This window comes from Streptomyces sp. RG80, from assembly GCF_040446465.1.
In the GTDB taxonomy this organism is placed as follows: domain Bacteria; phylum Actinomycetota; class Actinomycetes; order Streptomycetales; family Streptomycetaceae; genus Streptomyces.
Window position 1 is genome coordinate 585,989 of record NZ_JBEAAJ010000008.1, and the last position, 23,857, is coordinate 609,845.

The following is a 23,857-nucleotide window of genomic DNA, read 5'->3' on the forward strand; positions in this document are numbered from 1 at the left end:
CCCGTCCCCTCCCCACCCCTACAGCACTGAACAGGCCTGCCGTACGCCCTGTTAGACGTACGACAGGCCTGTCAGGTCACACTTCACATGCTCAACTCGCGCACTTGACCTCGTTCGCCGTGGTCTTCGTGACGCCCGGGGTCGACGCCGAGGAGGAGTTCATCTTCACCCCGGCCCCCTTGAAGTCCTCGCCGAGCGTCAGGGTCATGGTCGGCAGACCCTGGGAGTTGGTGACGCTCTCGCCCGGCTTCATCGCCGATCCGGACAGCCCCATGATCGCGGCCAGCCTACGGGCCTGGTCGGCCTGGTCGGGCGCGTACTCGAGCGTCGTCTTCGCCAGCGTCTTCTCGGCGTTGCCCGCGTTCTCGGACTTGGTCACACCCGCCTCGGTCTGGAGGTAGGTGAGCTCCTCCTGGGCGCTGCCGCCCGGGGCGCCGCCGTTGAGGATCTGCACCCGCACCTCGTCCGCGGCCGACTTGGTGCCCTTCAGCCGGGCGGCGATCGCGGCCTTCTCCTTCTTCTCCTTGGCCTTGACCTCGGTGAAGGAGACATCGTTCTTGATCATCTGGAAGACCTGCGGAGCCTGCTCGTTCGGCACGACGGTCGCCTTGACCACCTCGGCCGGGTTGTCCTTGACCGGGACCGTGGTGAAGGTGAGGTTCTTCATCGGAACCTTCTTCAGCTCCAGCGCCACGTCCTTGAGCGTGCTGGCCTTGCCGATGCCGGTGTCGACGGTGAGCGCCTTGGTGGCGGCGTTGGCCAGCTTGATCAGCTTGGTCGGGCTGGTGAGGGTGTCGCCGGAGGTCATCTTGCGCATCAGCGAACTCATGAACTGCTGCTGGACCTTGATGCGGTCCAGGTCGCCCTGGTTGCCGAAGCTGTGCCGGGTGCGGACGAAGGCGAGCGCCTGCTCGCCCTCGATGGTGTGCTTGCCGGCGGAGAGCTTGAGGTGCGAGTCGGGGTCGTCGACGTCCTTGGCGAGGCAGACCTCGACGCCGCCCACGGCGGTCGTCAGCGTCTTCACCGCGTTGAAGTCGGCCATCGCGAAGTGGTTCACGTCGATGCCCGTGAGCTCCTCGACCGTCTTCATGGTGCAGCCCGGGTTGCGGCCGTCCTGGCCGAGGCTGGTGTTGAAGCGGACGTTCTGGGTGCCGGGGATGACCTGGTCGTCGCCGTTGGCATCCTTGGAAGTGCAGTCCGGCACGTCGACGATCAGGTCCCGAGGGATGCTCATCGCGGTCGCGTTCGTCCGGTCCTTGCTGACGTGCAACAGGATGTTGGTGTCGGCGTGCCCGACGCTTCCCTTGTCGCCGTAGCCCTCGTTGCCCGACCCGGTCCGCTTGTCGGTGCCGATGATCAGGATGTTGAAGGCCTCGTCCTTGCTGAAGCCGCTGTCGGCCACACTGCCGACGTCCTCGGTGGTGACGTTGCCCTCGAGGTGCTTGAGGTACAGATAGGCGGCCCCGGCCGTGCCGACCAGGACGAACGCCATGACGCCGCCGGTCCACAGCAGTATTTTCTTGCCCCTGGCCTTCTTCTTGACCGGCCGCCGGTTGCGCCGCCCGGGCAGCGGCTCCTCGGGCGCACCACGCCGTCTGCGCGGCGGCGGCACATCACGGCCGGGCGCCTCGGCGGGTGCCGTACGGCCCGGCGCGGCCGATCGGTTGCGCACCGCCTGGTCCCCCCCGGCACGCAGGGCGGATCTGCGGGGCTGCGGGACCCCCGATTGCGGTGCGGAAGGAGTCAGTCGCAGTTCGTATTCGCCAGTGTTCGGATTGAGCACCCACTGGTCTGCGGGGTCGATGTCGTCCGCCCGCCCACGGCCTTGCGCGTCCACGGTTGTCTGAATCCTCCGTCGGGGCCACGCGGCGCCTTCCCCCTCAAAGGCGCTCGGGTCTCGGTCACAGTGCCCGACCCCAGGGAAACCTCGCGGCCGGATGCACAGGATCGCTCACACTATCCGGCCAGTTCATCGTCAAGCGACGACGGTGACAAATTCCACGTCCCTACAACCGGTCAATCCGCCCCATTTCCTTGGACACTCATGCGCGGCCTTGGTAATCGCTTTACTTACAGGTGTCCTCGGCGGCGGTGTTTCCCCGGAACGTGGGCGCGGGCGTAACGGCCGCGACGGGCTCGTCGGGCCGCTTGGCACCGGACTTCCCGTCGTAGTAACCGTCGTAGTCGTCGTAGCTCTCGTAGTCGCCGTAGTACTCGTCGTGACCGTCGTAGGAGCCGTCTTCGTGTGACTCGTCCGAGATATCCGCTTCTTCTTGCGAACCGTCGCTCGAATTGGGGCTTTTTGTAGCGGAATCCTCGGGAACTTCCTCGGCGACCACCACCGGCGCGTCCCTGCGCAGCTGTTCGAACAGCTTCTCCGCCTCGGCTTCCACCAGTTGGTCGCGATTGGTGTCGTAGGTGTACGACTCCCGGGGAACGGTCAGGAATTGCACACGTTCGGTGGGGATGTCACGCAGCCCGCGAACAAGGTCGTACAAACCCCGCAAGTTCGCCAGATCGGGGTCGGTGGTGAGCGACGAGGTCGCCGCGTCCAGCACCGGATAGAGCTTCACCGGATTCAGCAGGACGTCATTGCTGCGCACCTTGTTGACGAGGGCCGCGAGGAACTGCTGCTGCCGGTCCATCCGGTCGGTGTCGCTGCCGTCGCCGATCGACTTGCGGGCCCGCACGTACCCGAGCGCCTGCTCGCCGTCGAGCGTCACCTTGCCCGCGGGCAGCTTCAGCTTGGCGGCCTTGTCGTGGATGGGTTCGGCCAGACAGATCCGCACGCCGTCGACCGCGTCGACCATGTCCTTGAAGCCGTGGAAGTCGACGACCACATGATGGTCGACGCGAACTCCGGTCAGTTTCTCGACCGTTCGGATCGTGCAGGCGGAACCGCCCGTCTGGAAGGCGGAGTTGAACATCGCGAACATCGGCTCGGTCCGGCTGCCGTCCGGGCGGCGACAGCCCGGCACGTCCACCATCAGATCGCGGGGGAGCGAGACGGCGGTGGCGCTGCGCCGCCCGGCGGCGAGGTGCAACAGGATCGTGGTGTCCGACCGCTCGGTCCCCGAGTCCCTCCCGTACCGCGCGTTGCCGTCCCCGGACCGTGAGTCCGACCCGATCAGCAGGATGTTCTGCGCGTTCTTGACGAGCGCGGTGGGCCGCTCCTTCTCGTACCGGGCGAGCTCCGCGGCCGCCGCGTTGTCGGGCGTGATGTTCCCGTCGAGCTTGGCGTAGACCGCCCAACCGGCCCCCGCGGCGGCGACGAGGAGGACACACACCCCGACCGCCCCACCGCGCACCCACCGACGCCTGCGCCGCCGTTTCAGCCCCCGCCCCGTCGCGGACGCCCCCGCTCCCGGACCGAGGGTGCGCGCGGTGTCGGTCACGTCTGAGTCCACCCCTCATGGCGTACGGCTGCTGCTACGACCATGGCGCGGATGGCGGGCGGGAGGTGAGCGATGAGGGGCCGAACGGGGGATGGGCGGCGCCTGTGACGCCGTCAGGGGCGCGGGGCTGTGTCGATGTGCGGCTACCGCCGCGTGAGCGCGACCCCTCACCGAGCCGTGGCGGTCACCGAGCCGTGGCGGTCACCCGCTCGCTCTCGATCCGCTGCGCCAGCGACTCCTCGCCCAGCTGCTCCAGGTTCCGGCACAGCACCACGGATCCCCCGGTGGCCAGCGGCGAGTACAACCCGGCGGACAGTCCCTCCCAGGTGTCGTACGACAGCCCCGACAGCAGCCGGGACCCCGCCCCCGTCAGGCCCAGGCCGGCGGCGTCCGCAGCCGCCCGCTCCACGACCTCCGCGCCGCTGAACTCCCGCCCCGCCACGATCAGCACGGGCTCCTCGGGATCGACCGGCGCGAACGGGGCGAAGCGGTCCCCCTGCCCCGGCACCTCGACGGCGTAGTCGGCGAAGCCGTCCGGTGTCTGCGGGAACCGTCCGCCCAGCGGGCGCAGCGCGAGGGCGATGCGCGAGCCGGAGCAGGCGCGTGCCGCGTCCAGCGTGTCGGGGCCGCTCACCACGAGGTCGGCGGACTTCGGGTCGCCGCCCATGTCCGCGACCACGCCCACCGAGGAGCAGGCCAGCAGCCACACCGCCGTCTGCCAGTGCGCGGGCAGCAGCAGCGCGACCCGGTCGCCGGGCTCCGCGGACAGCTCGCCCTGGAGCAGGTTGGCGGTCTTGGCCACCCAATTGGCGAAGGTGGCCACGGACAGTTCGACGCGCTCGCCCGTGGCGTCGTCGTAGAAGGTCACCAGGGGGCGTCCGGCGTCCGCAGCGAGCGCGGAACGCAGCAGGTCGGCAGGGGTGCGGTCGGTGGTGGTCACCCGCGCAAGCGTACGCGGGGGCGGCGCCGGGCGGCGAGGGGCCGGGTAGCCGGTTCGGCGGAACGCGAGCAGACGGCCCGTCAGTTCCCGGATGGCGGAAATGTCCGACCCTGTCCACGATCGTTGGCATGCGTGGATTCCTTGCTTCCTCGATCGGTGTCACCTGTGCGGCCGCCCTCGCCCTGCCACTGACCCCACCCGCCGTCGCGACCGCCGCGACCGTTCCGCGCCCGGCGCCGAACGCGGAAGTGTTCGTCCCAGGCAGCACCCAGTCCCTGCCCCTCGCCCCCCTGGCCGCCGACCGCGCCCTCGGCTCCACCGCCGAACAGGGCCTGCCCGCCCGGGATGTGCACCGCTTCTCGATGGTCGGCGTCGTCTGGGACAACCCGGACACCGAACTGCACGGCCGCGTCCAGGTACGCGCGCGTGCCGCCACGACCGGCGCCTGGTCCGGCTGGCAGGACGTCGAGACGCACTACGCCGAGGACGGCGCCGACCCCGACGCGGCCGAGCGCGCCTCGGGCCGGGTGCGCGGGGCGACGGCACCGCTGTGGGTGGGGGACTCGGACGGCGTGGAGGTACGCGTGCGTGCGGACGCCGAGTCGAGTGGGGAGTCGCACGGCGAGTCCCGCGCCGCGGGCGCCGCGGCCCTGCCGTCGGGGCTGCGTCTGGAACTAGTGGACCCCGGGGAGGCCGGGGAGCCTGAGGAGTCGGGAGAGCCGGGGGCGGACCCAGGCGGCCCCGTGACGGCACGGCACGCGCCCGTGGACGGCCCGCGCGCCGACGCACTGAGCGCAGAGTCCGCCGCCTCCGCTGCCTCCGCCGCCAACGCCGGGCTCGCCCCCCTCGGTGCCCTGGAGATCCCGGCGCTCGACCGGGCCCGGACCGAACGGGAGCTGCTCGTCCTGCGGGCCGGCGAACTGACGGAGCAGCAGAAGGTCAAGCCGTTCATCGGCCCCCGTCCGCGTATCGTCACCCGGCGCGGCTGGGGCGCGAACGAGAAGCTGCGCGAGAAGAAGTTCGTCTACACGAAGAAGGTCAAGGCGGCCTTCGTGCACCACACGGCCACCGGGAACGGCTACCGGTGTTCGCAGGTGCCCTCCGTCATTCGCGGTATCTACCGCTACCACGTCAGCAGCATGGGCTGGCGCGACATCGGCTACAACTTCCTCGTCGACAAGTGCGGGAAGATCTACGAGGGTCGCGCCGGGGGTGTGGCGAAGCCGGTCCTGGGCGCCCACACTCTCGGTTTCAACACCAACAGCATGGGCATCGCCGTCCTCGGCACCTTCGGCGCCAGCCGCCCGTCCTCCGCCGCCGTGAAGGCGGTCGCCCGGCTCACGGCGTGGAAGCTAGGTCTCTTCGGCGTCAACCCGCGCGGCAAGACATATCTGAAGTCGGGCGGTGGCAATCTCTACCGAAAGGGTAAGAAAGTACGACTGAACGTGATCTCCGGCCACCGGGACGGCTTCTCCACCGCGTGCCCCGGCTGGCAGCTCTACCGCAAACTCGGCTCCGCCCGCTCGTCCGCGGCCCGCTACCAGGGACGTTAGGGAACCAGAGGGCCACGCTCGGGCATCTCCACCGCCAACGGGGGCATGAGGCGGCCCGCACCGCACCGCCGTCGAAGGCGCCGCACCACGGTCTGCATACACTGACCGGCCGAAAGACAGTTCGGCCGGTCACCGGCAGGAAGCGGAGACGACAGGTGACAGAAGCGATCCTCCTGGTCGGCGGCAAGGGCACGAGGCTGCGCCCGCTCACGGTCCACACGCCGAAGCCCATGGTCCGCGCGGCCGGCGTCCCCTTCCTCACGCACCAGCTGGCGCGCGCGAGAGCGGCGGGCGTGGACCACATCATCCTCGCCACGTCCTATCTGGCGGAGGTCTTCGAGCCGTACTTCGGCGACGGTTCCGCGCTCGGCCTGCACATCGAGTACGTCACCGAGGAGGAGCCGCTCGGCACCGGCGGCGCGATCCGCAACGTGGCCTCGCGCCTGCACTCGGCCCCGGACGACCCGATCCTCGTCTTCAACGGCGACATCCTCACCGGCCTCGACATCCGAGCCCTGGTAGCCACCCACGAGTCGACGGGCGCGGACGTCTCCCTGCACCTGACGAAGGTGACGGACCCCCGGGCGTACGGCCTGGTCCCCACGGACGAGACGGGCCGGGTCCTCGCCTTCCTGGAGAAGCCGCAGACCCCCGAGGAGATCGTCACCGACCAGATCAACGCGGGCGCCTACGTCTTCCGCCGCTCCCTGATCGACACGATCCCGGCGGGCCGCCCGGTCTCGGTGGAACGTGAGACCTTCCCGGACCTCCTCTCGGCGGGAGCCCACCTCCAGGGCATGGTCGACTCCACGTACTGGCTGGACCTGGGCACCCCCGCCGCCTTCGTACGAGGCTCAGCGGACCTGGTCCTGGGCCGCGCCCCCTCCCCGGCGGTCCCCGGCCGCTGCGGCGACCGCCTTGTCCTCCCCACGGCGACCGTGGCCCCCGACGCCAAACTCACCGGCGGCACGGTGGTCGGCGAGGGCGCCTTCGTCGCCGAGGGCGCCCGCGTCTTCGGCAGCACGATCCTGCCGGGCGCGGTCATCGAACCCGGCGCGGTGATCACGGACTCCCTCATCGGCACCCGAGCCCGAGTAGGCGAACGCTCCGTCCTCACCGGCACAGTCATCGGCGACGGCGCCATCATCGGCGCCGACAACGAACTCCGCGACGGCGCCCGAGTCTGGTGCGACGCCAGGATCCCGGCGGGCGCGGTGAGGTTCTCCTCGGACCAGTGAGCCGGGGGCCAGCACGTCTAGACGCGGGACGGTGACTTGTCTTTCGACGCCGGCCCACAACTTTCAGCGCGCCCGGCGTCCGAGGACGAGGTCTAGCTGTCCCGATCCCCCACCTACCCGGGAGAGTGCTGCGCCTCTCAACGCCGGTCCGTGTCTTGTTTTTCAGCCCGCCCGGCGCCTCTAGAGGCCGGCCCAGGCATCTCAGCCCGTCCGGCGTTTGAGGACAAGGCCCCTTCAGGGCCGTCGGGGGTCCAGGGGGCGGAGCCCCCTGGAGGCGGGGTCGAAGGGGCGGCAGCCCCTGGAGGATGGGAATGGGTAGGGGCGGCGGGGGCGAGAAAAACCCGGAACCGCCCCAGAGCCGTACCTCAAGGCAGCCACCCCCCACCTCACAACCGCCCGATGTCCCCCCGAGGCATCCGCGGAGCCCGCCGCGCCGGCGTCCGCCCACTCAACAGAATCAACCGAGCCGCCCGATGCCGCTGCCCCGCATACGGCTCCAGCAACGACAACATCACAGAGTCATCCGCATCCCGATCCCCGGCCAACGCCCACCCGACGATCCCCGGCAGATGCAGATCCCCCACGGTCACCGCATCCGGGGCCCCATGACTACGCTGCACCACCTCCGCCGACGTCCACGGCCCAACCCCCGGCACAACCTCCAACCGCGCCTGCGCCTCCACCGGCTCCATCCCCACCGCCTGCTCCAGCCGCGCAGCAACCCGAACCGCCCGCAAAATCGTCGACGCCCGCTTGTTGTCGACCCCGGCCCGATGCCACTCCCAAGAGGGGATCAACGCCCAGGTCCGAGGCGCCGGCATCACCCACAACCGCCCCCCGGCGGCGGGCCCAGGCGCAGGCGAACCGTACTTCCGCACAAGCGACCGCCACGCCCGATACGCCTCGTCGGTGGTGACCTTCTGCTCAAGGATCGACGGGATCAACGACTCCAGCACCAGCCCGGTCCGGGTCAACCGCAACCCCGGCCGCCGATGCACCGTAGAGGCCAGCAACCGATGCCGAGGCGCGAACGCGGACGGATCGTCGCCCGCGCCGAGCAGCCGAGGCAACCCGTCGAGCAGCCACTCCGCCCCGGGCCCCCAGGCCTCCCCGCGCACCTCCCCGCCGCTCGCGGAGACCCGTAGCGTCCCCGGCCCGGCGGGCGTAAGACTGGCCCGCCACACCGACCCGTCCGGCATCGCCCGGAACGTGGGGTCGGCGGGCCCCCGCCGCAACGGCCCGAGCACCAGCCCGAGATCCAGCGGCCCGTCCGGCACATACGTCCGCGTCAGCCCGGGTGCCGACACCTGCTGCCGAGGCACACCGGACGCCACTGACGGCACCGACGGCGCGGACGGCACCCCGACATGCCCGCCGCGCACGGTCGTACGCGTGGGCCGAGGGCTGAACCGTCCTGCCACGATGAAAGTCCCGGGAGAAGTGGAGAGGGCCTACGAGGTTCCTGCGAGAGCCCTACGAGCGTAGAGGCACGCGCGGTGTGGGTGCGCCGCCTTCGCCGCCCTCACCGCACCTCGATGAACATCCCCGCGTCCCGGTCCGGCCGCGGCCGCGGCTCCTCCGCGGGATGCCCGACCGCGACCGCCCCCATCGGATCCCAGTCCGCCGGCAGCCCGAGCACCTCGCGCACCACGTCCCGGCAGAACATCGTCGAGGACACCCACGCCGACCCCAGCCGCTCGGCGGCCAGCGCGACGAGGAAGTTCTGCACCCCGGCCCCGGTCGCGACGACGAACATCTCCCGCTCGGCGCCGTCCCGCCGCGGATCGCCGTAGTCGTGCGAACCGTCCATGACGAGACACGGCACCACGAGGTACGGCGCGTTGCGCAGCACGTCCCCGCGCTTGACCCGCTTGCCGATCGACTCCTCGGTCTTGCCGTCCCGCCGCAGGTCCGCGACCCAGGCGTCCCGCATCGCGTCCAGCAGCTCGGTGCGCGCCCGAGCGGACTCCAGCAGCACGAAACGCCACGGCGTCGTGTGGTGCGGCGCCGGCGCGGTCACCGCGGCGGCGACCGCGCGGCGCACGGCACCCGGATCGACCGGCTCGTCCGTGAAGGCCCGTACGGTACGGCGCTGGGTCACCGCCTGCCGTATCGCCTCGGACGTGCCCAGCCGGAACATGTCGTCGCGCGCGTCGCGCACCATGGCGCCCGCCCCCTCGCCGTGCTCCTCGGCCACCACGTGCGCCAGCCCGCGCACGACCGCCACGGGCAGCCCGGCTGCCTTGCCCTTCACCAGGTCGCCGGCCGCGGCGAGTTCGTCGGCGGTGGCGACGACCGTCGCGCTGAGCGGATTGCCGTACGCGTCCGTGCCGCCGCGCAGATCGTCGAGCACCCGGACACCGGCCGCGCCGATGGCGACGTCCGTGAGTCCCGCGCGCCAGGGCCGCCCGAAGGTGTCGGTGACGATCACCCCCACGTTCACGCCGAGCAGGTCGCGCAGGCCCGCACGGATCGCCCGGGCGGAGGCGTCCGGGTCCTCGGGCAGCAACAGGACCGTCCCGGCGGGGGTGTTGGAGGCGTCGACCCCGGCCGCGGCCATGACCAGGCCCTGCCGGTTCTCGACGATGCGCAGGGCGCCGCGTCTGGCCACCACCCGTACCGTCTCGGCGTCGATGGCCGCTTCCCGGTCGGCCGCCTCGACGATCCGGCCCTCCGCCTTGGAGACGATCTTCGAGGTGACGAGGAGGACGTCACCGTCGGCGAGAGCGGGCTCGGCGGCGGCGATCAGCTTGGCGAGGTCGTCGCCCGCCGCTATCTCGGGCAGGCCGGGCACGGCCCAGGCGCGGAAACCGTCCGTGCTCACGGGGTCCGCACCTCCTCGGCGAGCGCCAGCGCCGCTCGGGCCATCTCGGCGGTCGCGTCGAGGTCCGTCATCATCAGCGGTACGGCCTTGCAGCGGATCCCCGCCGATTCGATCCGCTCGACAGTGGCCGCGTCCACGGTGTCGACGAGCCAGCCGTCCAGCAGCCCCGAACCGTAGTGCTCGGCCACCGCCGCGGCCGTCGACTCCACGCCCACCGCGGCGAGCACCTTGTCGGCCATGCCGCGCACGGGCGCGTCCCCGACGATGGGGGAGAGGCCGACCACCGGCACCCCGGCCTCGGCGATTGCCTCGCGGATGCCGGGCACGGCGAGGATGGTGCCGACCGAGACCACGGGGTTGGACGGCGGGAAGAGGATCACGTCGGCCTCGGCGATCGCCTCCAGGACGCCGGGGGCCGGCTTCGCGTGCTCCGCGCCCACCGGCACGATCGCCTCGGCCGGGACCGAGGCCCGCAGCCGCACCCAGTACTCCTGGAAGTGGATCGCCTTGCGCTCGCCGTCGACCTCGACGGCCACATGGGTCTCCACCCGGTCGTCGGACATCGGGATCAGCCGGACGCCCGGCTGCCAGCGGTCGCAGAGCGCCTCGGTGACCGCGCTGAGCGGGTAGCCGGCGCCGAGCATCTGGGTGCGCACGATGTGCGTGGCGAAGTCCCGGTCGCCGAGCCCGAACCACTCGGGGCCCACGCCGTACGCCGCGAGCTCCTCCTTGAGGTGGAAGGTCTCCTCGGCCCGGCCCCAGCCCTGTTCCTCGTTGATGCCGCCGCCGAGCGTGTACATCACCGTGTCGAGGTCCGGGCAGACCTTCAGCCCGAAGAGGTGGATGTCGTCCCCGGTGTTGCCGATGACCGTGATCTCCGCGTCCGGCACGGCCTGCTTCAGACCGCGCAGGAAACGGGCACCGCCGATGCCGCCTGCCAGAACCACGATTCGCATGAGGCCAAGCATTGCAGGCGGGTACGACAACGCGTCAGGCGGTCACCGGACGCGGCTCGGTACGCGCCTCGCAGTGCGGGGCGGTGTGCATCGGCATCTCGGTGAGGCCCGGGTAGTAGACGTGCAGGCTTATCGCCGGCTCCAGGGTGTCGTTCACGACCTCGTGCGCGTAGCCCGGCGCGAACACCCGCTGGGCGCCGGCCGACAACGCGCGCGTGCCCCGCTCGGTGCGCTCGGTCAGCTCGCCGTCCAGCACGGTCAGCACCCCGGAGGAGCGCCCGTGGTCGTGCAGTCCGCTGCCCTGACCGGGCACCCAGGTCAGCAGCCAGACCTCGTAGCCGGGGCCGGTGCGCAGCCGGTGGTACCAGCGGGTGGTGGCGTCGTAGCGGACCAGGTGCTCCCACTCCGAGCGGTCGGCGGCGATCGAACGGGCCAGGCCGACGAACTCGGCGACGGTGGCCGGGTGCTCGCGCGGGGGCTGAAGCAGGTGCGGGACCTCGAGGAGGTCGCCGGCGATCTGGAGGTCGTTGTCGCTGTTCATGGGTTGCGGTGGTTCCTCAGTGAAAGAAGGTCAGAGGGAACAAAAGCCGGGTCGCGGGTGGCGACTCGGCCTTCAGCTGGAGCGGGTGTGGCTCAACAGCTGGAACAGCAACAGCTACAGCGAGCGCGGGCAGCACCGTAGGACCCGGCGGTGCGGGTCGAGGTGAGTGCCGAGTTCGCGAGCATGCCCACAAGGACAGCGGTTCACACCGGCACTGTCAACTCGACACCGGCATGTGGGACATGTTTCACCTCATCCGGTTCATCTGTGAGGTGAAAGGTTTGTTCAGGCGCCTACCGGGACACATGGCGCACAACCGGGCGCGCGGAACGGGATCGAGGTCCTGGGCGTCCTTCTTGGTACAGGTCCTGCGCGGGGCGGTAGTCCTCCCCGGGCCCCATCTGCTTGTCAAGGTTTATGGCGATTTGAACACTTTCCGCTAGGCCTTGGTTCCGCAGAGTGAATAAGGGGCCCAATAGCAGATCTCGGCTTGACTCGCCCGGAGCAGCACACTTGTAATTTCACTCGTGTCGTTCAGCCGAAATCGGTAACGGCTACATCACGGGGACGCGAAAGACAGACGAGGGGCGCACATGACCGAGACGGTGCAGCAACTGCTGGTCGACGACGCGGACGAGGAACTCGGCTGGCAGGAGCGCGCGCTGTGCGCCCAGACCGACCCCGAGTCCTTCTTCCCCGAGAAGGGTGGCTCCACCCGTGAGGCCAAGAAGGTCTGCCTGTCTTGTGAAGTCCGCTCCGAGTGCCTCGAGTACGCCCTCGCCAACGACGAGCGGTTCGGCATCTGGGGCGGCCTGTCGGAGCGGGAACGCCGCCGCCTGAAGAAGGCCGCCGTCTGAGACCGACGGGGCACGCGCGCGTAGACAGACATCGCACGCACAGTCGCACGCACATACGGGACTTACGGCCCGTCGCAGGTGGGTTGTCCACAGGCGGCGGGCCGTCGACATGCCCAGCCGATAGTGTGGGCGCTCGTCCGAGACGCCCCGCTGCCCCCTCGGGGCACAGGCGTCCACCGCAGTCCACCGAACCGGGGCCCGTACCTCGATGTCCGTGCACAGCCACACGGCAGCTCACGACGCTGCCACTCCTGAGTTCCCGCGTCATGTGGTGACCGCGGTCCTCGTCTCCCATGACGGCGCCCGCTGGCTGCCCGACGCGCTCGCCGGGCTGCTCGGCCAGGAGCGCCCCGTCCAGTTCGCCGTGGCCGCCGACACCGGCAGCGCCGACGACTCCGCGCAGCTGGTCACCGAGGCCCTCGGGCCCGACCGCGTGCTGCACCTCGCCCGGCGCACCGGCTTCGGCCAGGCCGTCGAGGAGGCCAACCGCAGCGCGCCCCTCCTCACCCCCGAGGAGCTGCCGTACCTGAAGCGGCCCAGCGGCTGGGACCCCGTCACGCGCACGTGGCGCGACGACGCCTACGACCTGCCGGAGCTCCCGCACGGAGAGCCGGTGCAGTGGCTGTGGCTGCTGCACGACGACTGCGCCCCCGAACCGGACGCCCTGGCCCAGCTGCTGAGGGTCGTGGAGAACGAGCTGGAGCTCGGCCGCGACGACGTCGCCGTCGTCGGTCCCAAGCTCCGCGGCTGGTACGACAAGCGGCAGCTGCTCGAGGTCGGCGTCACCATCGCCCACTCCGGCCGCCGCTGGACCGGCCTGGACCGCCGCGAGCAGGACCAGGGCCAGCACGACCACGTACGGCCCGTGCTGTCCGTCTCCACCGCCGGCATGCTCGTGCGCCGCGACCTCTTCGAACAGCTCGGCGGCTTCGACCGGCGCCTGCCGCTCATGCGGGACGACGTGGACCTGTGCTGGCGCGCCCAGTCCGCCGGCCACCGCGTCCTGATCGCCCCCGAAGCGGTCGTACGCCATGCCGAGGCGGCCTCCCGCGAGCGGCGCGCCGTCGACTGCGTGGGCCGCACCGCCGCCTCCCCGCACAAGGTCGACAAGGCCGGCGCCGCCTACACCCTGCTCGTCAACAGCCGTACCGCCGTGCTGCCCTGGGTCCTGGTGCGGCTCGTCGTCGGCACCGTGCTGCGGACGGTCGCCTATCTCGTCGGCAAGGTCCCCGGACAGGCCCTCGACGAGATCCGCGGTCTGCTGGGCACACTGCTGCGCCCCGAGCGGATCATCGCCGGGCGTCGCAGGCGCGGCACACCGGTCGTCGACAAGGGCGAGATGCGGCCGCTGTTCCCGCCGCCCGGCGCGACCGTGCGGGCCACCGTCGAGCAGGTCGCGGGCGACCTCTTCGGCAGCTCCGACCCCGAGGCCACCTCGGGCGCGGGACGGCACGGCGGCGCGGTCGAGTCCGGGCCTGGCGGTGACGACGCCGACTTCCTGGAGATCGAGCAGTTCGCCCGCGTCAAGCGCATCGCCCGCAAGCCCGGCCCGGTGCTCTTCCTGGTGCTGCTGCTCGTCTCACTGGCCGCCTGCCGTGCCCTCCTGGGCGGCGGCGCGCTCGCGGGCGGCGCCCTGCTGCCCGCCCCGGCCGACTCCGGCGAGCTCTGGTCGCGCTACCTGGACGCCTGGCACGCGGTCGGCGCCGGCGGAACCACCTCGGCGCCGCCGTACCTGGCGATCGTCGCGATGCTGGCCTCCCTGCTGTTCGGATCGACGGGCCTGGCGATCACGGTCCTCCTCGTCTGCTCGGTGCCGCTGGCCGGCCTCACCGCCTACTTCGCCTCCCGCCCGCTCGTCGAGTCGCGGCTCCTGCGCGCGTGGGCGGCCGTCGTCTACGCCTTCCTGCCCGCCGCCACCGGCGCGCTGGCCGGCGGCCGACTCGGCACCGCCGTCCTCGCGATCCTGCTGCCGCTCATCGCTCGCGCGGGCATCGCCGCCAGCGGCCTCACCAGCACCTCGGACACGCGCGGCAGCTGGCGCGCCACCTGGGCCTACGCGCTGCTGCTGACGATCACCACCGCGTTCACGCCGATCGTGTGGCCCATCGCGCTGCTCCTCGGCCTCGGCGTCCTGGCCGTGCGCCGCACCGACCTCACCGCCTACGGCCCGCGCTTCCTGGCCCAGCTCGGCACGCCCCTGCTGATCCTCGCGCCCTGGTCGCTGACACTGCTGCCGTTCGGCTTCTTCGACGAGGCCGGTCTCGCGTACGGCTCCTCGGCCGCCTCCGCCCTCGACCTGCTCGGCGCCAGCCCCGGCGGCCCCGGCACGGTCAGCGGACTGATGCTGATCGGCGTCGTCCTGGCCGCGCTGGCCGCCCTGCTGCGCTCCGAGCGGCAGGCCGGCATCTGGGCGGCCTGGGTGGTCGCCCTGGTCGGCCTCGTCTTCGCGGTCCTGTCCAACGGCTCGACCTGGGCGGGCCCGGCGACCCTCGTCTACGGCATCGCCCTTCTGGCGGCCGCCGCCCTGGGCGCCGACGGGGCACGCGCGCGCGTGGCCGAGCAGAGCTTCGGCTGGCGCCAGCCGGTCGCCGCGCTGATCGCCTTCGCCGCCGCCGCGGGCCCGCTGCTCGTCGCCGCGGGCTGGATGCTGCGCGGCGCCGACGGTCCCCTGGAGCGGCGCGACCCGGTGCAGGTGCCCGCGTTCGTCGCGGAGGACAGCAACAACCGCGACCGGGCCCGCACCCTCGTCCTCGACAGCGACTCCACCGCGCACGTCGGCTACACGCTGGTCCGCGGCTCCGGCGCCCGCCTCGGCGACGCCGAACTCGCCGCCTCCGACGGCGAGAACAGCCGCCTCGACAAGGTCGTCGCCAACCTGGTCGCCGGCTCCGGCGCCGACCAGGCCGACCAGCTCGGCAAGTTCGCGGTGCGCTACGTCCTGGTCCACAAGGGCGCCCCGCGCGAGGTCACCCGCGTGCTGGACGCCACCCCGGGCCTGACCCGGCTCAGCGAGCAGAACGGCAGCGCGCTGTGGCGGGTCGACCAGGACGTCGCCCGCGCCACCATCGTCAGCGGCTCCGGCGCCCCGACGCTCGTCGCCGCGGGCCCCGTCGACATCCACACTACGATCCCGGCCGGCCCTGAGGGCCGCACCCTGCGCCTCGCCGACACCGCCGCCCAGGGCTGGACGGCCACCCTGGACGGCACACCGCTGACCGCCAAGACGGTCGACGGCTGGGCCCAGGGCTTCGAACTCCCCGCCGCCGGCGGCACCCTGGACGTCACCTACGACGACCCGATCACCCACACCGCCTGGCTGTGGGCCCAGGGCGCCCTCGCCCTCGTCCTCGTGGTGCTCGCCCTGCCGGGCCGCCGCCGCGACATCGACGACGACCTCCCCGAGGAGGAGCGCGCGATCCCCGCCCAGGCGACGGAGGGCGAGGGCCGCCGTGCCCGCCGCCTGCGCGCCCAGGCGGAGGCCGAAGAGACCGCCCAGGGCGACGAGCCCGTCTCTCCTCCTTCGGAGGAGACCCCGGTCCCCGTCCCGCAGCAGCAGCCCTACGGCGACTGGGACCAGGCGAGTTACGCCGGCGCCGAGTACAACGCCTACGGCGCCGACCAGTACCAGGCCGCTCAGCAGTACCCCGCGGGCGGCTACGACCAGCAGGGCTACGCGGACCCGTACCAGGGCGGCCAGTACGACCCGTACGCGTACGGCGGACAGGCACAGCAGGCACAGCAACCGTCGTACGACCAGTACGGGCAGCCGTACGACCAGGGTTACGACGCGACGTACGACCCGGCGCAGCCGCAGCAGCACGGCGAGCGTCCCGACGGGAGCCAGCAGTGAACCGCACCACCGTGTCCCTGATCGCCTGCGCGACCGCTCTCGCCGCCGTCACCGGGTTCGCCACGCTCAACACGCCCGACGCGGCCGGCTCGGACACCGCCAGGACGGCCACCGAGCTGCCCGTGGAGCGCACGAGCCTGCTCTGCCCGAGCCCGAGCACCTCCGACCTCGCCGAGACCGCGTACACGTCCTTCACGCCCGTCACCAAGGGCGCCGAGAGCGACGGGAAGGCCGAACTCGTCGCCGCGGCAGAGGAGTCCGGGGAGGCGAAGGACGACAAGGGCGACAAGAGCGGCAAGGACGACGAGGGCAGCAAGAAGAAGGCCGACAAGCCGGTCCTCACGCCCGAGAAGCCCGGCGCCCCGGTCACCGGGGACACCTCCGGCGGCGACTCGCCCGCGCTCGTCGGCACCGCGACCGGCCGGTTCGCGCCCGGCTGGACCGTGCAGGAGACCACCGAAGTCGCCGCGGGCACCGGACGCGGCCTCCAGGGCGTCACCTGCACCACCGCCGACACGGACTTCTGGTTCCCCGGCGCCAGCACCTCCGCCGACCGCACCGACTACGTGCACCTGACCAACCCCGACGACTCGGCGGCCGTCGTCGACATCGAGCTGTACGGCAAGGACGGCGCCCTGGAGGCCCCGGCCGGCGAGGACATCACCGTCCCGCCGCACTCCAGCGAGCCGATCCTGCTGTCCACGCTCGTCAGCGCCGAGCAGACCAACCTCACCGTGCACGTCAACGTCCGCAGCGGGCGGGTCGGGGCCGCCGTACAGGCCCTGGACGACAAGATCGGCGGCGACTGGCTGGCCGCGTCCACGGACCCGACGGCGAGCCTCGTCCTGCCGGGCATCCCCAAGGACGCCACGGACGTGCGCCTGGTCGCCTTCACACCCGGCGACGCCGACGCCGACCTGAAGGTGCGGCTCGCCTCGCCGTCCGGGCTGATCACGCCGGCCGGGAACGAGACGCTGCACGTCAAGGCGGGTATGACGGCCGCGGTGGACCTGGGCGACGTCATGCGCGGGGAGGCCGGTTCGCTGGTGCTGACGCCGACCGACCAGGCCGTCCCGATCGTCGCCGCGGTGCGGGTCACCCGCGGCAAGAGCGGCAAGCAGGAGACGGCGTTCATCCCCGCCACACGCGCGGTGGGCAAACGCGCGACGGCCGCCGACAACAGCGCCAAGGGAACCACGCTGTCCCTCGTCGCCCCAGGCCGCTCCGCGCAGGTCAAGGTGACGGCGTCGGCGGGCAGCGACGGCGGTACGGCGGTCTCGAAGACGTACACGATCAAGGCCGGCACCACACAGGACGTCGAGCTGCCGGTCCCGAGTGGCCTCAAGGGCACGTACGCGCTGACCGTCGAGCCGGTGTCGGGCGGTCCGGTGTATGCGGCGCGGACCCTCGCGGCCACCGAGGAAGGCATCCCCGGGTTCACGGTGCAGACGCTGCCGGACGACCGGGGCATGGTCCGGGTGCCGGAGGCGGACCAGGACCTGTCGGTGCTCCAGCGGTAGCCGGTCAGTCCTCGCCGTAGCGCGGGTCGACCGTCTCCGGGGTCAGCCCCAGCAGCTCGGCGACCTGCTCGACGACCACCTCGTGCACCAGGGCCGCGCGTTCGTCGCGGCCCTTCGTGCGGATCTCCACGGGACGGCGGTAGACCACCACGCGCGCGGGACGTCCCTCGCGCGCGGGAATCGTGCCGCCCAGGGGCACCGCCTCGTCGTTCCAGGGCCCGTCGCCGGGGCCGTCGAGGCGCGGCACCTCCAGGACCAGGAAGTCGATGTCGGCGAGCTGCGGCCACCGGCGTTCCAGACGTTCCACGGAGTCCTGCACCAGGTCCGCGAACGCCTCGGCTCGGCTCGCCGCGAGCGGTACCTGGGGCGGCGCGATCGGGCCGCGCATGCCCCGGCCGTGGCGATCACGTCGGCGGGGCCCGGGGCCGGCGGCACGGGGCGGTACGGGGTTGTCCATCACCGGTGAAGCGTAGTCCCCGGCGGGACCGGGTGCCCGGGGCCCACGCGGTGTCCGGGCGATCTTCGGCCGCCTCGTGCCGCATGTCGCGGGATGACCATTCCAGCCAAGGTTGGGCTCGATTCCGTATCTCTCCGAGACCGGCGATCTCAAGGCAATTGACCTTGTTTGTACCGAGTGATGATCGGACTCGATATCGTCCGAGATCCCAGAAAGCGGTATCTATGCAGGTCAGAAAGGTGAGTCCGAAGGGGCCCGTGGGGCGTTCCGCAACACGACACGGTGGAGTGACCTGATGGGGAGTCGTCGCGGCCCGCTCAAGAGTGCGGTACCGTCCAACGTCGTGAGCCCTGTACGTCGCTGTTCGCGCACCGCTTGCGGCCGCCCCGCCGTCGCGACGCTGACGTACGTCTACGCCGACTCGACCGCGGTCCTCGGCCCGCTCGCCACCTACGCCGAACCCCACTGCTACGACCTGTGCGCCGAGCACTCCGAGCGTCTCACCGCCCCGCGCGGCTGGGAGGTCGTCCGGCTCCTCGACAGCTCGGCCCCCGCCCGCCCCAGCGGCGACGACCTGGAAGCGCTTGCCAATGCGGTCCGCGAGGCGGCCCGCCCGCAGGAGCGCGCCGCCCAGGCCGGCGGGGGACGCGGAGCGGACCCGATGGAGGTCGCGCGCCGCGGCCATCTGCGGGTCCTGCGCTCACCGGACAACTGAGCCCGCCCTCACGGGTGTTCGGCTCGAAGGGTGCTCGTCGATCCCCCATTTCGTGTGCGTTCGGTGCACGTTCCGCTCAGTGACGCACGCCCATTGACGTCTGCTTGGCGCGGACACGACCATTCCGGAAGCCGAATCGAGAAATCGCCTTCCGCATGGCGGAACAGCGGGCTGACGGAATCGGATCGGGGAGGCGCCCGTGTACGTCCAGGAACTGGAACCCGTCGCCGGCTCGCTGGGCCTGTCCGCCCTCGTCGCCACCCTGCCCCTGGTGATCGTCCTGGTCCTGCTCGGCGGCGTCCGCCTCAAAGCCCATCTCGCGGGCCTCACAGGGCTCCTGGCGGCCGTTCTGGTCGCCTGGCTCGCGTACGGCATGCCGCTGGGCCAGACGCTCTCCAGCGGCGCCCAGGGAGCCGTCTTCGGCCTCTTCCCCATCCTGTGGATCGTCGTCAACGCCCTGTGGGTGTACCGGATGACGGTCCGCACCCGGCACTTCGACATCCTGCGCCGCTCCTTCGGGCGCCTCTCCGACGACCCGCGCATCCAGGCCCTCGTCGTCGCCTTCTGCTTCGGCGCCCTCCTGGAGGCCCTCGCCGGCTTCGGAGCGCCCGTGGCGATCTGCTCGGTCATGCTCGTCGCGCTCGGCTTCGACCCGGTGCGCGCGGCGGTCGTCGCCCTGGTCGCCAACACCGCGCCCGTCGCCTTCGGCGCGATGGGCACGCCGGTCGTGACACTCGCCCAGGTGACCGAACTGCCCCTGGACACCGTCGCGTCCGTGGTGGGCCGTCAGACCCCGCTGCTGGCCCTCGTGGTGCCGCTCGTGCTGGTCTTCCTCGTGGACGGACGCCGTGGACTGCGCGAGACCTGGACACCCGCCCTGGCGTGCGGAACCGCCTTCGCGGTCGCCCAGTTCGTCGCCTCCAACTACGTCTCCGCCCAACTCGCCGACATCGGCGCCGCCTTGCTGGGCGCCGCCGCCCTCGTCGCCGTCCCGCGCGCGCGTGTGCCCGCCGCCGAGTCGGTACGCGCCTCCGTGCTGACCGGCTCCCGCAGCGAGGAGTTGGACGAGGCCGACCCGCGCGGCGAGGTCGTGCGCGCCTACGCCCCGTACGGCCTGATCGTCGTGATCTTCTCCATCGCCCAGATCCCCGCGGTCAAGGACTGGCTGGCGAAGGCGACCCAGACCTACGACTGGCCCTTCCTCGACGTCGTGGACCCCGACGGCGACCCGGTCGGCGGCAACGTCTTCACCTGGCCGATCGTCTCCACCGGCGGCACGCTCGTGCTGCTCGCCGGAGTGTGCACCGCGGTCGTCCTCGGCGTGCACGCGCGCGTGGCCGTCAAGGAATGGCTCGCGACCGTCCACGAGTTGAGGTTCGCGATCCTGACCGTGACCTCGGTGCTGGCCCTCGCGTACGTCATGAACCTCTCCGGGCAGGCGGCCACCATCGGCCACTTCGTCGCCGCGGCGGGGGCCGGACTCGCCTTCCTCTCGCCGGTGTTGGGCTGGTTCGGCGTGGCCGTCTCCGGCTCCGACACCTCGGCCAACGCCCTGTTCGGAGCGCTCCAGGTGACCGCCGCGCGCGAGTCGGGCCTCTCCCCGGAGCTCCTGGCCGCCGCCAACAGCTCCGGCGGCGTCCTCGGCAAGATGATCTCCCCGCAGAACCTCACCATCGCCTGCGCGGCCGTGGGGCTCGCCGGCCGCGAGGGGGACCTGCTGCGCAAGGTGCTGCCCTGGAGCCTGGGGCTGCTGCTGGTGATGTGTCTCATCGTCGTCGGGCAGAGCACGCCGGTTCTGGGATGGATGCTGCCCTGACCTGCTGTCGAGCCCGAGGGCCAGCCGGCGGACCCGCGGCACGCTGTCGGTGGGGGCGGGTAGTTTGGGGTGACCGACAGGACGTTGAGAAGGGTTAGGCCGTGGCCGCTGATCTGTCACAGCTCGTGAAGGCGTACGACGTGCGCGGTGTCGTACCCGACCAGTGGGACGAGACGCTGGCCGAGCTCTTCGGGGTCGCCTTCGTCCAGGTGACCGGGGCGAGCGCCATCGTGGTCGGACACGACATGCGGCCCTCGTCCCCCGGACTGTCGCGGGCCTTCGCGCGCGGGGCGGCCGCACAGGGCGTCGACGTCACCGAGATCGGCCTGTGCTCCACCGACCAGCTGTACTACGCCTCGGGCGCGCTGGACCTGCCGGGCGCGATGTTCACGGCCTCGCACAACCCGGCCCAGTACAACGGCATCAAGCTGTGCCGCGCGGGCGCCGCCCCGGTCGGCCAGGACACCGGTCTCGCGCAGATCCGCGAACTGGTCGAGGGCTGGACCGACTCGGGCGCGCCGGCACCGGCCGCGCGTCAGGGAACGATCACCCAGCGCGACACGTTGGACGACTACGCGGCCCACCTCCGCTCCCTGGTCGACCTCACCTCCATCCGCCCCCTGAAGGTCGTCGTCGACGCGGGCAACGGCATGGGCGGGCACACGGTCCCCACGGTCTTCGCGGGCCTGCCCCTCACCCTGGTCCCGATGTACTTCGAACTGGACGGCACGTTCCCCAACCACGAGGCCAACCCCCTCGACCCCGCCAACCTCGTCGACCTCCAGCAGCGCGTCCGCGAGGAGGGCGCCGACCTCGGCATCGCCTTCGACGGCGACGCCGACCGCTGCTTCGTCGTGGACGGCCAGGGCGACCCGGTCTCCCCGTCCGCGATCACCGCGCTCGTCGCCGCGCGCGAGCTCGCCAGACACGGCGGCAAGGGCGTGATCATCCACAACCTGATCACCTCCTGGTCCGTCCCGGAGGTCGTCGAGGAGAAGGGCGGCACACCGGTACGCACGCGCGTGGGCCACTCCTTCATCAAGGCCGAGATGGCCAGGACCGGTGCCATCTTCGGCGGCGAGCACTCCGCCCACTACTACTTCAAGGACTTCTGGAACGCCGACACCGGCATGCTCGCCGCCCTCCACGTCCTCGCCGCCCTCGGCGGCCAGGAGGGCCCGCTGTCCGGCCTCGTCGCCGAGTACGACCGCTACACGGGCTCCGGCGAGATCAACTCCACGGTGGCGGACCAGACAGGCCGCCTGGCAGCGATCCGCGCCGCGTACGAGGGCCGCCCCGACATCACCCTCGACGAACTCGACGGCCTGACCGTCAGCGCCACCGACTGGTGGTTCAACGTCCGCCCGTCCAACACGGAGCCGCTGCTGCGCCTGAACGCGGAGGCACGGGACGAGACGACGATGGCGAAGGTACGGGACGAGGTGCTGGGGATCATCAGGGGTTGAGCAGTCCCTTTCAGCCCGTCCGGCGTTTGAGGACGAGGCCCTTCAAGGGCCGATCGGGGTCCAGGGGCGGAGCCCCTGGCGGGGTCGAAGGGGCAGCGCCCCTGGGGATGGGAACGGGTAAGGGCGGCGGGGCGAAATCCACAACGGCACCCCCGACACCGCACCAGCCCACCCACCAGGCCCCGACCCCACCTCGCCCCAACCCCGGCACCCACCCCCCACCGGCGGTACCCTGACCAGGCACATCCGCACACGCACGCACAGGCATCCGCACAGCCCCCGAAGGGACACCCCATGCCGCTCGAAGCCGGCCTCCTGGAGATCCTCGCCTGCCCGGCCTGTCACGCCCCCCTCAAGGAGCAGGACACCGAGCTGATCTGCACCGGCCAGGACTGCGGCCTGGCATACCCCGTCCGAGACGGCATCCCCGTCCTCCTCGTCGACGAGGCCCGCCGCCCCGCGTAAGCGGCACCGGCGACCCGGATACGCACGACACCGACGCCAAGGCGACACCCACGCCACGGCGACCGCGTAACCGACGACCCCCGTCGACCCCAGGAGGCTGCCGCCCATGCTCGACGAATCGCTGCTCGACACCCCCGAGGCCCTCTCGGAGGCCGACCGCCGAGGCCTGCTCCGCGGCGCCGCCGAGGCAGGCGCCCGCGTCCGCACCGCGGTGAGGCACGCCACCGAGGCGGGCGTCCAGGAACTCAAGCCCGACGGCCGCCCGCGCGCGGTCCTCATCGCCGGCCCCGGCGCCGCCGCCATCTGCGTGGCCGACCTCCTCGGCACCCTCGCGGGCGCCGGCAGCCCCGTCACCCGCCTGGCCCCCGCCGGCGTGGCCCCCGCCGCGGGCGCCCTGCGCTGGGAGCTCCCGGGCTGGACCGGCTCGGTCGACCTGCTCCTGATCGCCACGCCCGACGGCACCGAACCGGGCCTGTCCCTTCTCGCCGACCAGGCCTACCGTCGCGGCTGCACGGTCGTCGCCGTGGCCCCCGCGGGCACCCCGCTCGTCGAGGCCGTACAAGGCGCCCACGGCCTCTTCGTCCCCCTCGCGACAGCCCCGTACGAGCAGGACGAAGCGCTCGCCGCGTCCGCCCCCGGAGTGCTGTGGGCGCTGCTCACCCCGCTGCTCGCGATCCTCGACCGCACCGGTCTGCTGGCCGCGCCGCCGGACGCCCTGGAGAAGGTCGCCGACCGCCTGGACCACATCGCCGAACGCTGCGGGCCGGCCATCGCGACGTACAGCAATCCCGCCAAGACCCTGGCCGCCGAGCTCGCCGACTCGCTGCCGGTGATCTGGACGGAGGGCGTCTCGGCAGGTCCGGCGGGCCGCCGTTTCGCCGCCGCCCTGGCCGAGCTCGCGGGCCGCCCCGCCCTGGTCGCCGAGCTGCCCGAGGCGCTCGCCGCCCACAACGCCCTGCTCGCCGGTCCGCTGGCCGCCAGCGCCGACCCGGACGACTTCTTCCGCGACCGCGTGGAGGAGCCACCGGCGATGCACGCGCGCGTGGTGCTGCTGCGCGACCGTCCCCTCGGCGGCCTCACCGCCGCCCCCGCCGCCCGTGACCTGGCCCTGAGCCACGACACCCCCATCAGCGAGCTGGAACCGGAGGAGGGCGGCGAACTGGAGACCCTCGCGGAACTGATCGCCGTCACGGATTTCGCCGCGGTTTACCTGGCGCTCGCTTCCGGCGCCTGATCATGCTCGGGACGCCCTGACCGACGTACA

Annotated in this window: 18 protein-coding genes; 10 read left to right on the top strand and 8 right to left on the bottom strand. The window is 72.0% G+C overall.

Annotation, left to right across the window (positions count from 1 at the left end):
• Nucleotides 1-91 precede the first annotated feature (91 nt).
• The 3 genes from ABKA17_RS29605 to ABKA17_RS29615 all read right to left on the bottom strand — a co-directional run bounded on the left by ABKA17_RS29605 (nucleotide 92) and on the right by ABKA17_RS29615 (nucleotide 4,335).
• The gene (locus ABKA17_RS29605) at nucleotides 92-1,837 is read right to left on the bottom strand and encodes an LCP family protein (RefSeq protein WP_353695322.1); all 1,746 of its coding nucleotides are present in this window, start codon (nucleotides 1,835-1,837) and stop codon (nucleotides 92-94) included.
• Between the two features lie 229 nt (nucleotides 1,838-2,066).
• Nucleotides 2,067-3,395: an LCP family protein gene (locus ABKA17_RS29610; RefSeq protein WP_353695323.1), complete on the bottom strand. Its 1,329-nt coding sequence runs from the start codon at nucleotides 3,393-3,395 to the stop codon at nucleotides 2,067-2,069.
• Nucleotides 3,396-3,579: 184 nt separating this feature from the next.
• The gene (locus tag ABKA17_RS29615; RefSeq protein WP_353695324.1) at nucleotides 3,580-4,335 is read right to left on the bottom strand and encodes a TIGR03089 family protein; all 756 of its coding nucleotides are present in this window, start codon (nucleotides 4,333-4,335) and stop codon (nucleotides 3,580-3,582) included.
• A 128-nt stretch (nucleotides 4,336-4,463) separates the two neighbouring features.
• Between ABKA17_RS29615 and ABKA17_RS29620 the strand changes: the two genes are divergently transcribed.
• Together ABKA17_RS29620 and manB are read left to right on the top strand one after the other, a co-directional pair.
• On the top strand, nucleotides 4,464-5,888 hold the full coding sequence (locus tag ABKA17_RS29620; protein ID WP_353695325.1) for a peptidoglycan recognition protein family protein: 1,425 nt from the start codon (nucleotides 4,464-4,466) through the stop codon (nucleotides 5,886-5,888).
• A 155-nt stretch (nucleotides 5,889-6,043) separates the two neighbouring features.
• Nucleotides 6,044-7,126, top strand: coding sequence for a mannose-1-phosphate guanylyltransferase (gene manB, locus ABKA17_RS29625; protein ID WP_353695326.1), 1,083 nt, complete (start codon nucleotides 6,044-6,046; stop codon nucleotides 7,124-7,126).
• Between the two features lie 386 nt (nucleotides 7,127-7,512).
• Here manB and ABKA17_RS29630 read toward each other — a convergent pair whose 3' ends face one another.
• From ABKA17_RS29630 to ABKA17_RS29645, 4 genes are all read right to left on the bottom strand, one after another.
• Entirely contained in the window at nucleotides 7,513-8,547 is a 1,035-nt protein-coding gene (locus tag ABKA17_RS29630; RefSeq protein WP_353695327.1) for a DNA-3-methyladenine glycosylase family protein, read from the bottom strand.
• Between the two features lie 101 nt (nucleotides 8,548-8,648).
• Nucleotides 8,649-9,950 carry a coenzyme F420-0:L-glutamate ligase gene (locus ABKA17_RS29635; protein ID WP_353695328.1) on the bottom strand — a complete coding sequence of 434 codons (1,302 nt, stop codon included), beginning with the start codon at nucleotides 9,948-9,950 and terminating at the stop codon, nucleotides 8,649-8,651.
• Entirely contained in the window at nucleotides 9,947-10,906 is a 960-nt protein-coding gene (gene cofD, locus ABKA17_RS29640) for a 2-phospho-L-lactate transferase (protein ID WP_353695329.1), read from the bottom strand. Before cofD ends, ABKA17_RS29635 begins: the two co-directional genes overlap by 4 nt.
• Before the next feature lie 34 nt (nucleotides 10,907-10,940).
• Complete coding sequence (locus tag ABKA17_RS29645) at nucleotides 10,941-11,447, bottom strand: cysteine dioxygenase (RefSeq protein WP_353695330.1); 507 nt, start codon at nucleotides 11,445-11,447, stop codon at nucleotides 10,941-10,943.
• A gap of 593 nt (nucleotides 11,448-12,040) precedes the next feature.
• Here ABKA17_RS29645 and ABKA17_RS29650 point away from each other — a divergent pair.
• The 3 genes from ABKA17_RS29650 to ABKA17_RS29660 all read left to right on the top strand — a co-directional run bounded on the left by ABKA17_RS29650 (nucleotide 12,041) and on the right by ABKA17_RS29660 (nucleotide 17,674).
• Nucleotides 12,041-12,304: a WhiB family transcriptional regulator gene (locus tag ABKA17_RS29650; RefSeq protein ID WP_020137941.1), complete on the top strand. Its 264-nt coding sequence runs from the start codon at nucleotides 12,041-12,043 to the stop codon at nucleotides 12,302-12,304.
• Between the two features lie 208 nt (nucleotides 12,305-12,512).
• Entirely contained in the window at nucleotides 12,513-16,154 is a 3,642-nt protein-coding gene (locus ABKA17_RS29655; RefSeq protein ID WP_353695331.1) for a glycosyltransferase family 2 protein, read from the top strand.
• A complete protein-coding gene (locus tag ABKA17_RS29660) occupies nucleotides 16,151-17,674 on the top strand; it encodes a DUF5719 family protein (protein WP_353695332.1) in 1,524 nt (507 codons plus the stop codon). The genes ABKA17_RS29655 and ABKA17_RS29660 overlap by 4 nt, the downstream gene beginning before the upstream one ends.
• A 4-nt stretch (nucleotides 17,675-17,678) precedes the next feature.
• Here ABKA17_RS29660 and ABKA17_RS29665 read toward each other — a convergent pair whose 3' ends face one another.
• On the bottom strand, nucleotides 17,679-18,131 hold the full coding sequence (locus ABKA17_RS29665) for a metallopeptidase family protein (protein ID WP_353695372.1): 453 nt from the start codon (nucleotides 18,129-18,131) through the stop codon (nucleotides 17,679-17,681).
• Nucleotides 18,132-18,426: 295 nt separating this feature from the next.
• Between ABKA17_RS29665 and ABKA17_RS29670 the strand changes: the two genes are divergently transcribed.
• From ABKA17_RS29670 to ABKA17_RS29690, 5 genes are all read left to right on the top strand, one after another.
• Entirely contained in the window at nucleotides 18,427-18,846 is a 420-nt protein-coding gene (locus ABKA17_RS29670; protein WP_353695333.1) for a DUF3499 domain-containing protein, read from the top strand.
• Between the two features lie 199 nt (nucleotides 18,847-19,045).
• The gene (locus ABKA17_RS29675; RefSeq protein ID WP_353695334.1) at nucleotides 19,046-20,662 is read left to right on the top strand and encodes an L-lactate permease; all 1,617 of its coding nucleotides are present in this window, start codon (nucleotides 19,046-19,048) and stop codon (nucleotides 20,660-20,662) included.
• A gap of 101 nt (nucleotides 20,663-20,763) precedes the next feature.
• Nucleotides 20,764-22,128: a phosphomannomutase/phosphoglucomutase gene (locus ABKA17_RS29680; RefSeq protein ID WP_353695335.1), complete on the top strand. Its 1,365-nt coding sequence runs from the start codon at nucleotides 20,764-20,766 to the stop codon at nucleotides 22,126-22,128.
• Nucleotides 22,129-22,422: 294 nt separating this feature from the next.
• The gene (locus tag ABKA17_RS29685) at nucleotides 22,423-22,593 is read left to right on the top strand and encodes a Trm112 family protein (protein WP_007382472.1); all 171 of its coding nucleotides are present in this window, start codon (nucleotides 22,423-22,425) and stop codon (nucleotides 22,591-22,593) included.
• 106 nt (nucleotides 22,594-22,699) lie between these two features.
• Nucleotides 22,700-23,827: an SIS domain-containing protein gene (locus ABKA17_RS29690; protein WP_353695336.1), complete on the top strand. Its 1,128-nt coding sequence runs from the start codon at nucleotides 22,700-22,702 to the stop codon at nucleotides 23,825-23,827.
• Nucleotides 23,828-23,857: the final 30 nt, after the last annotated feature.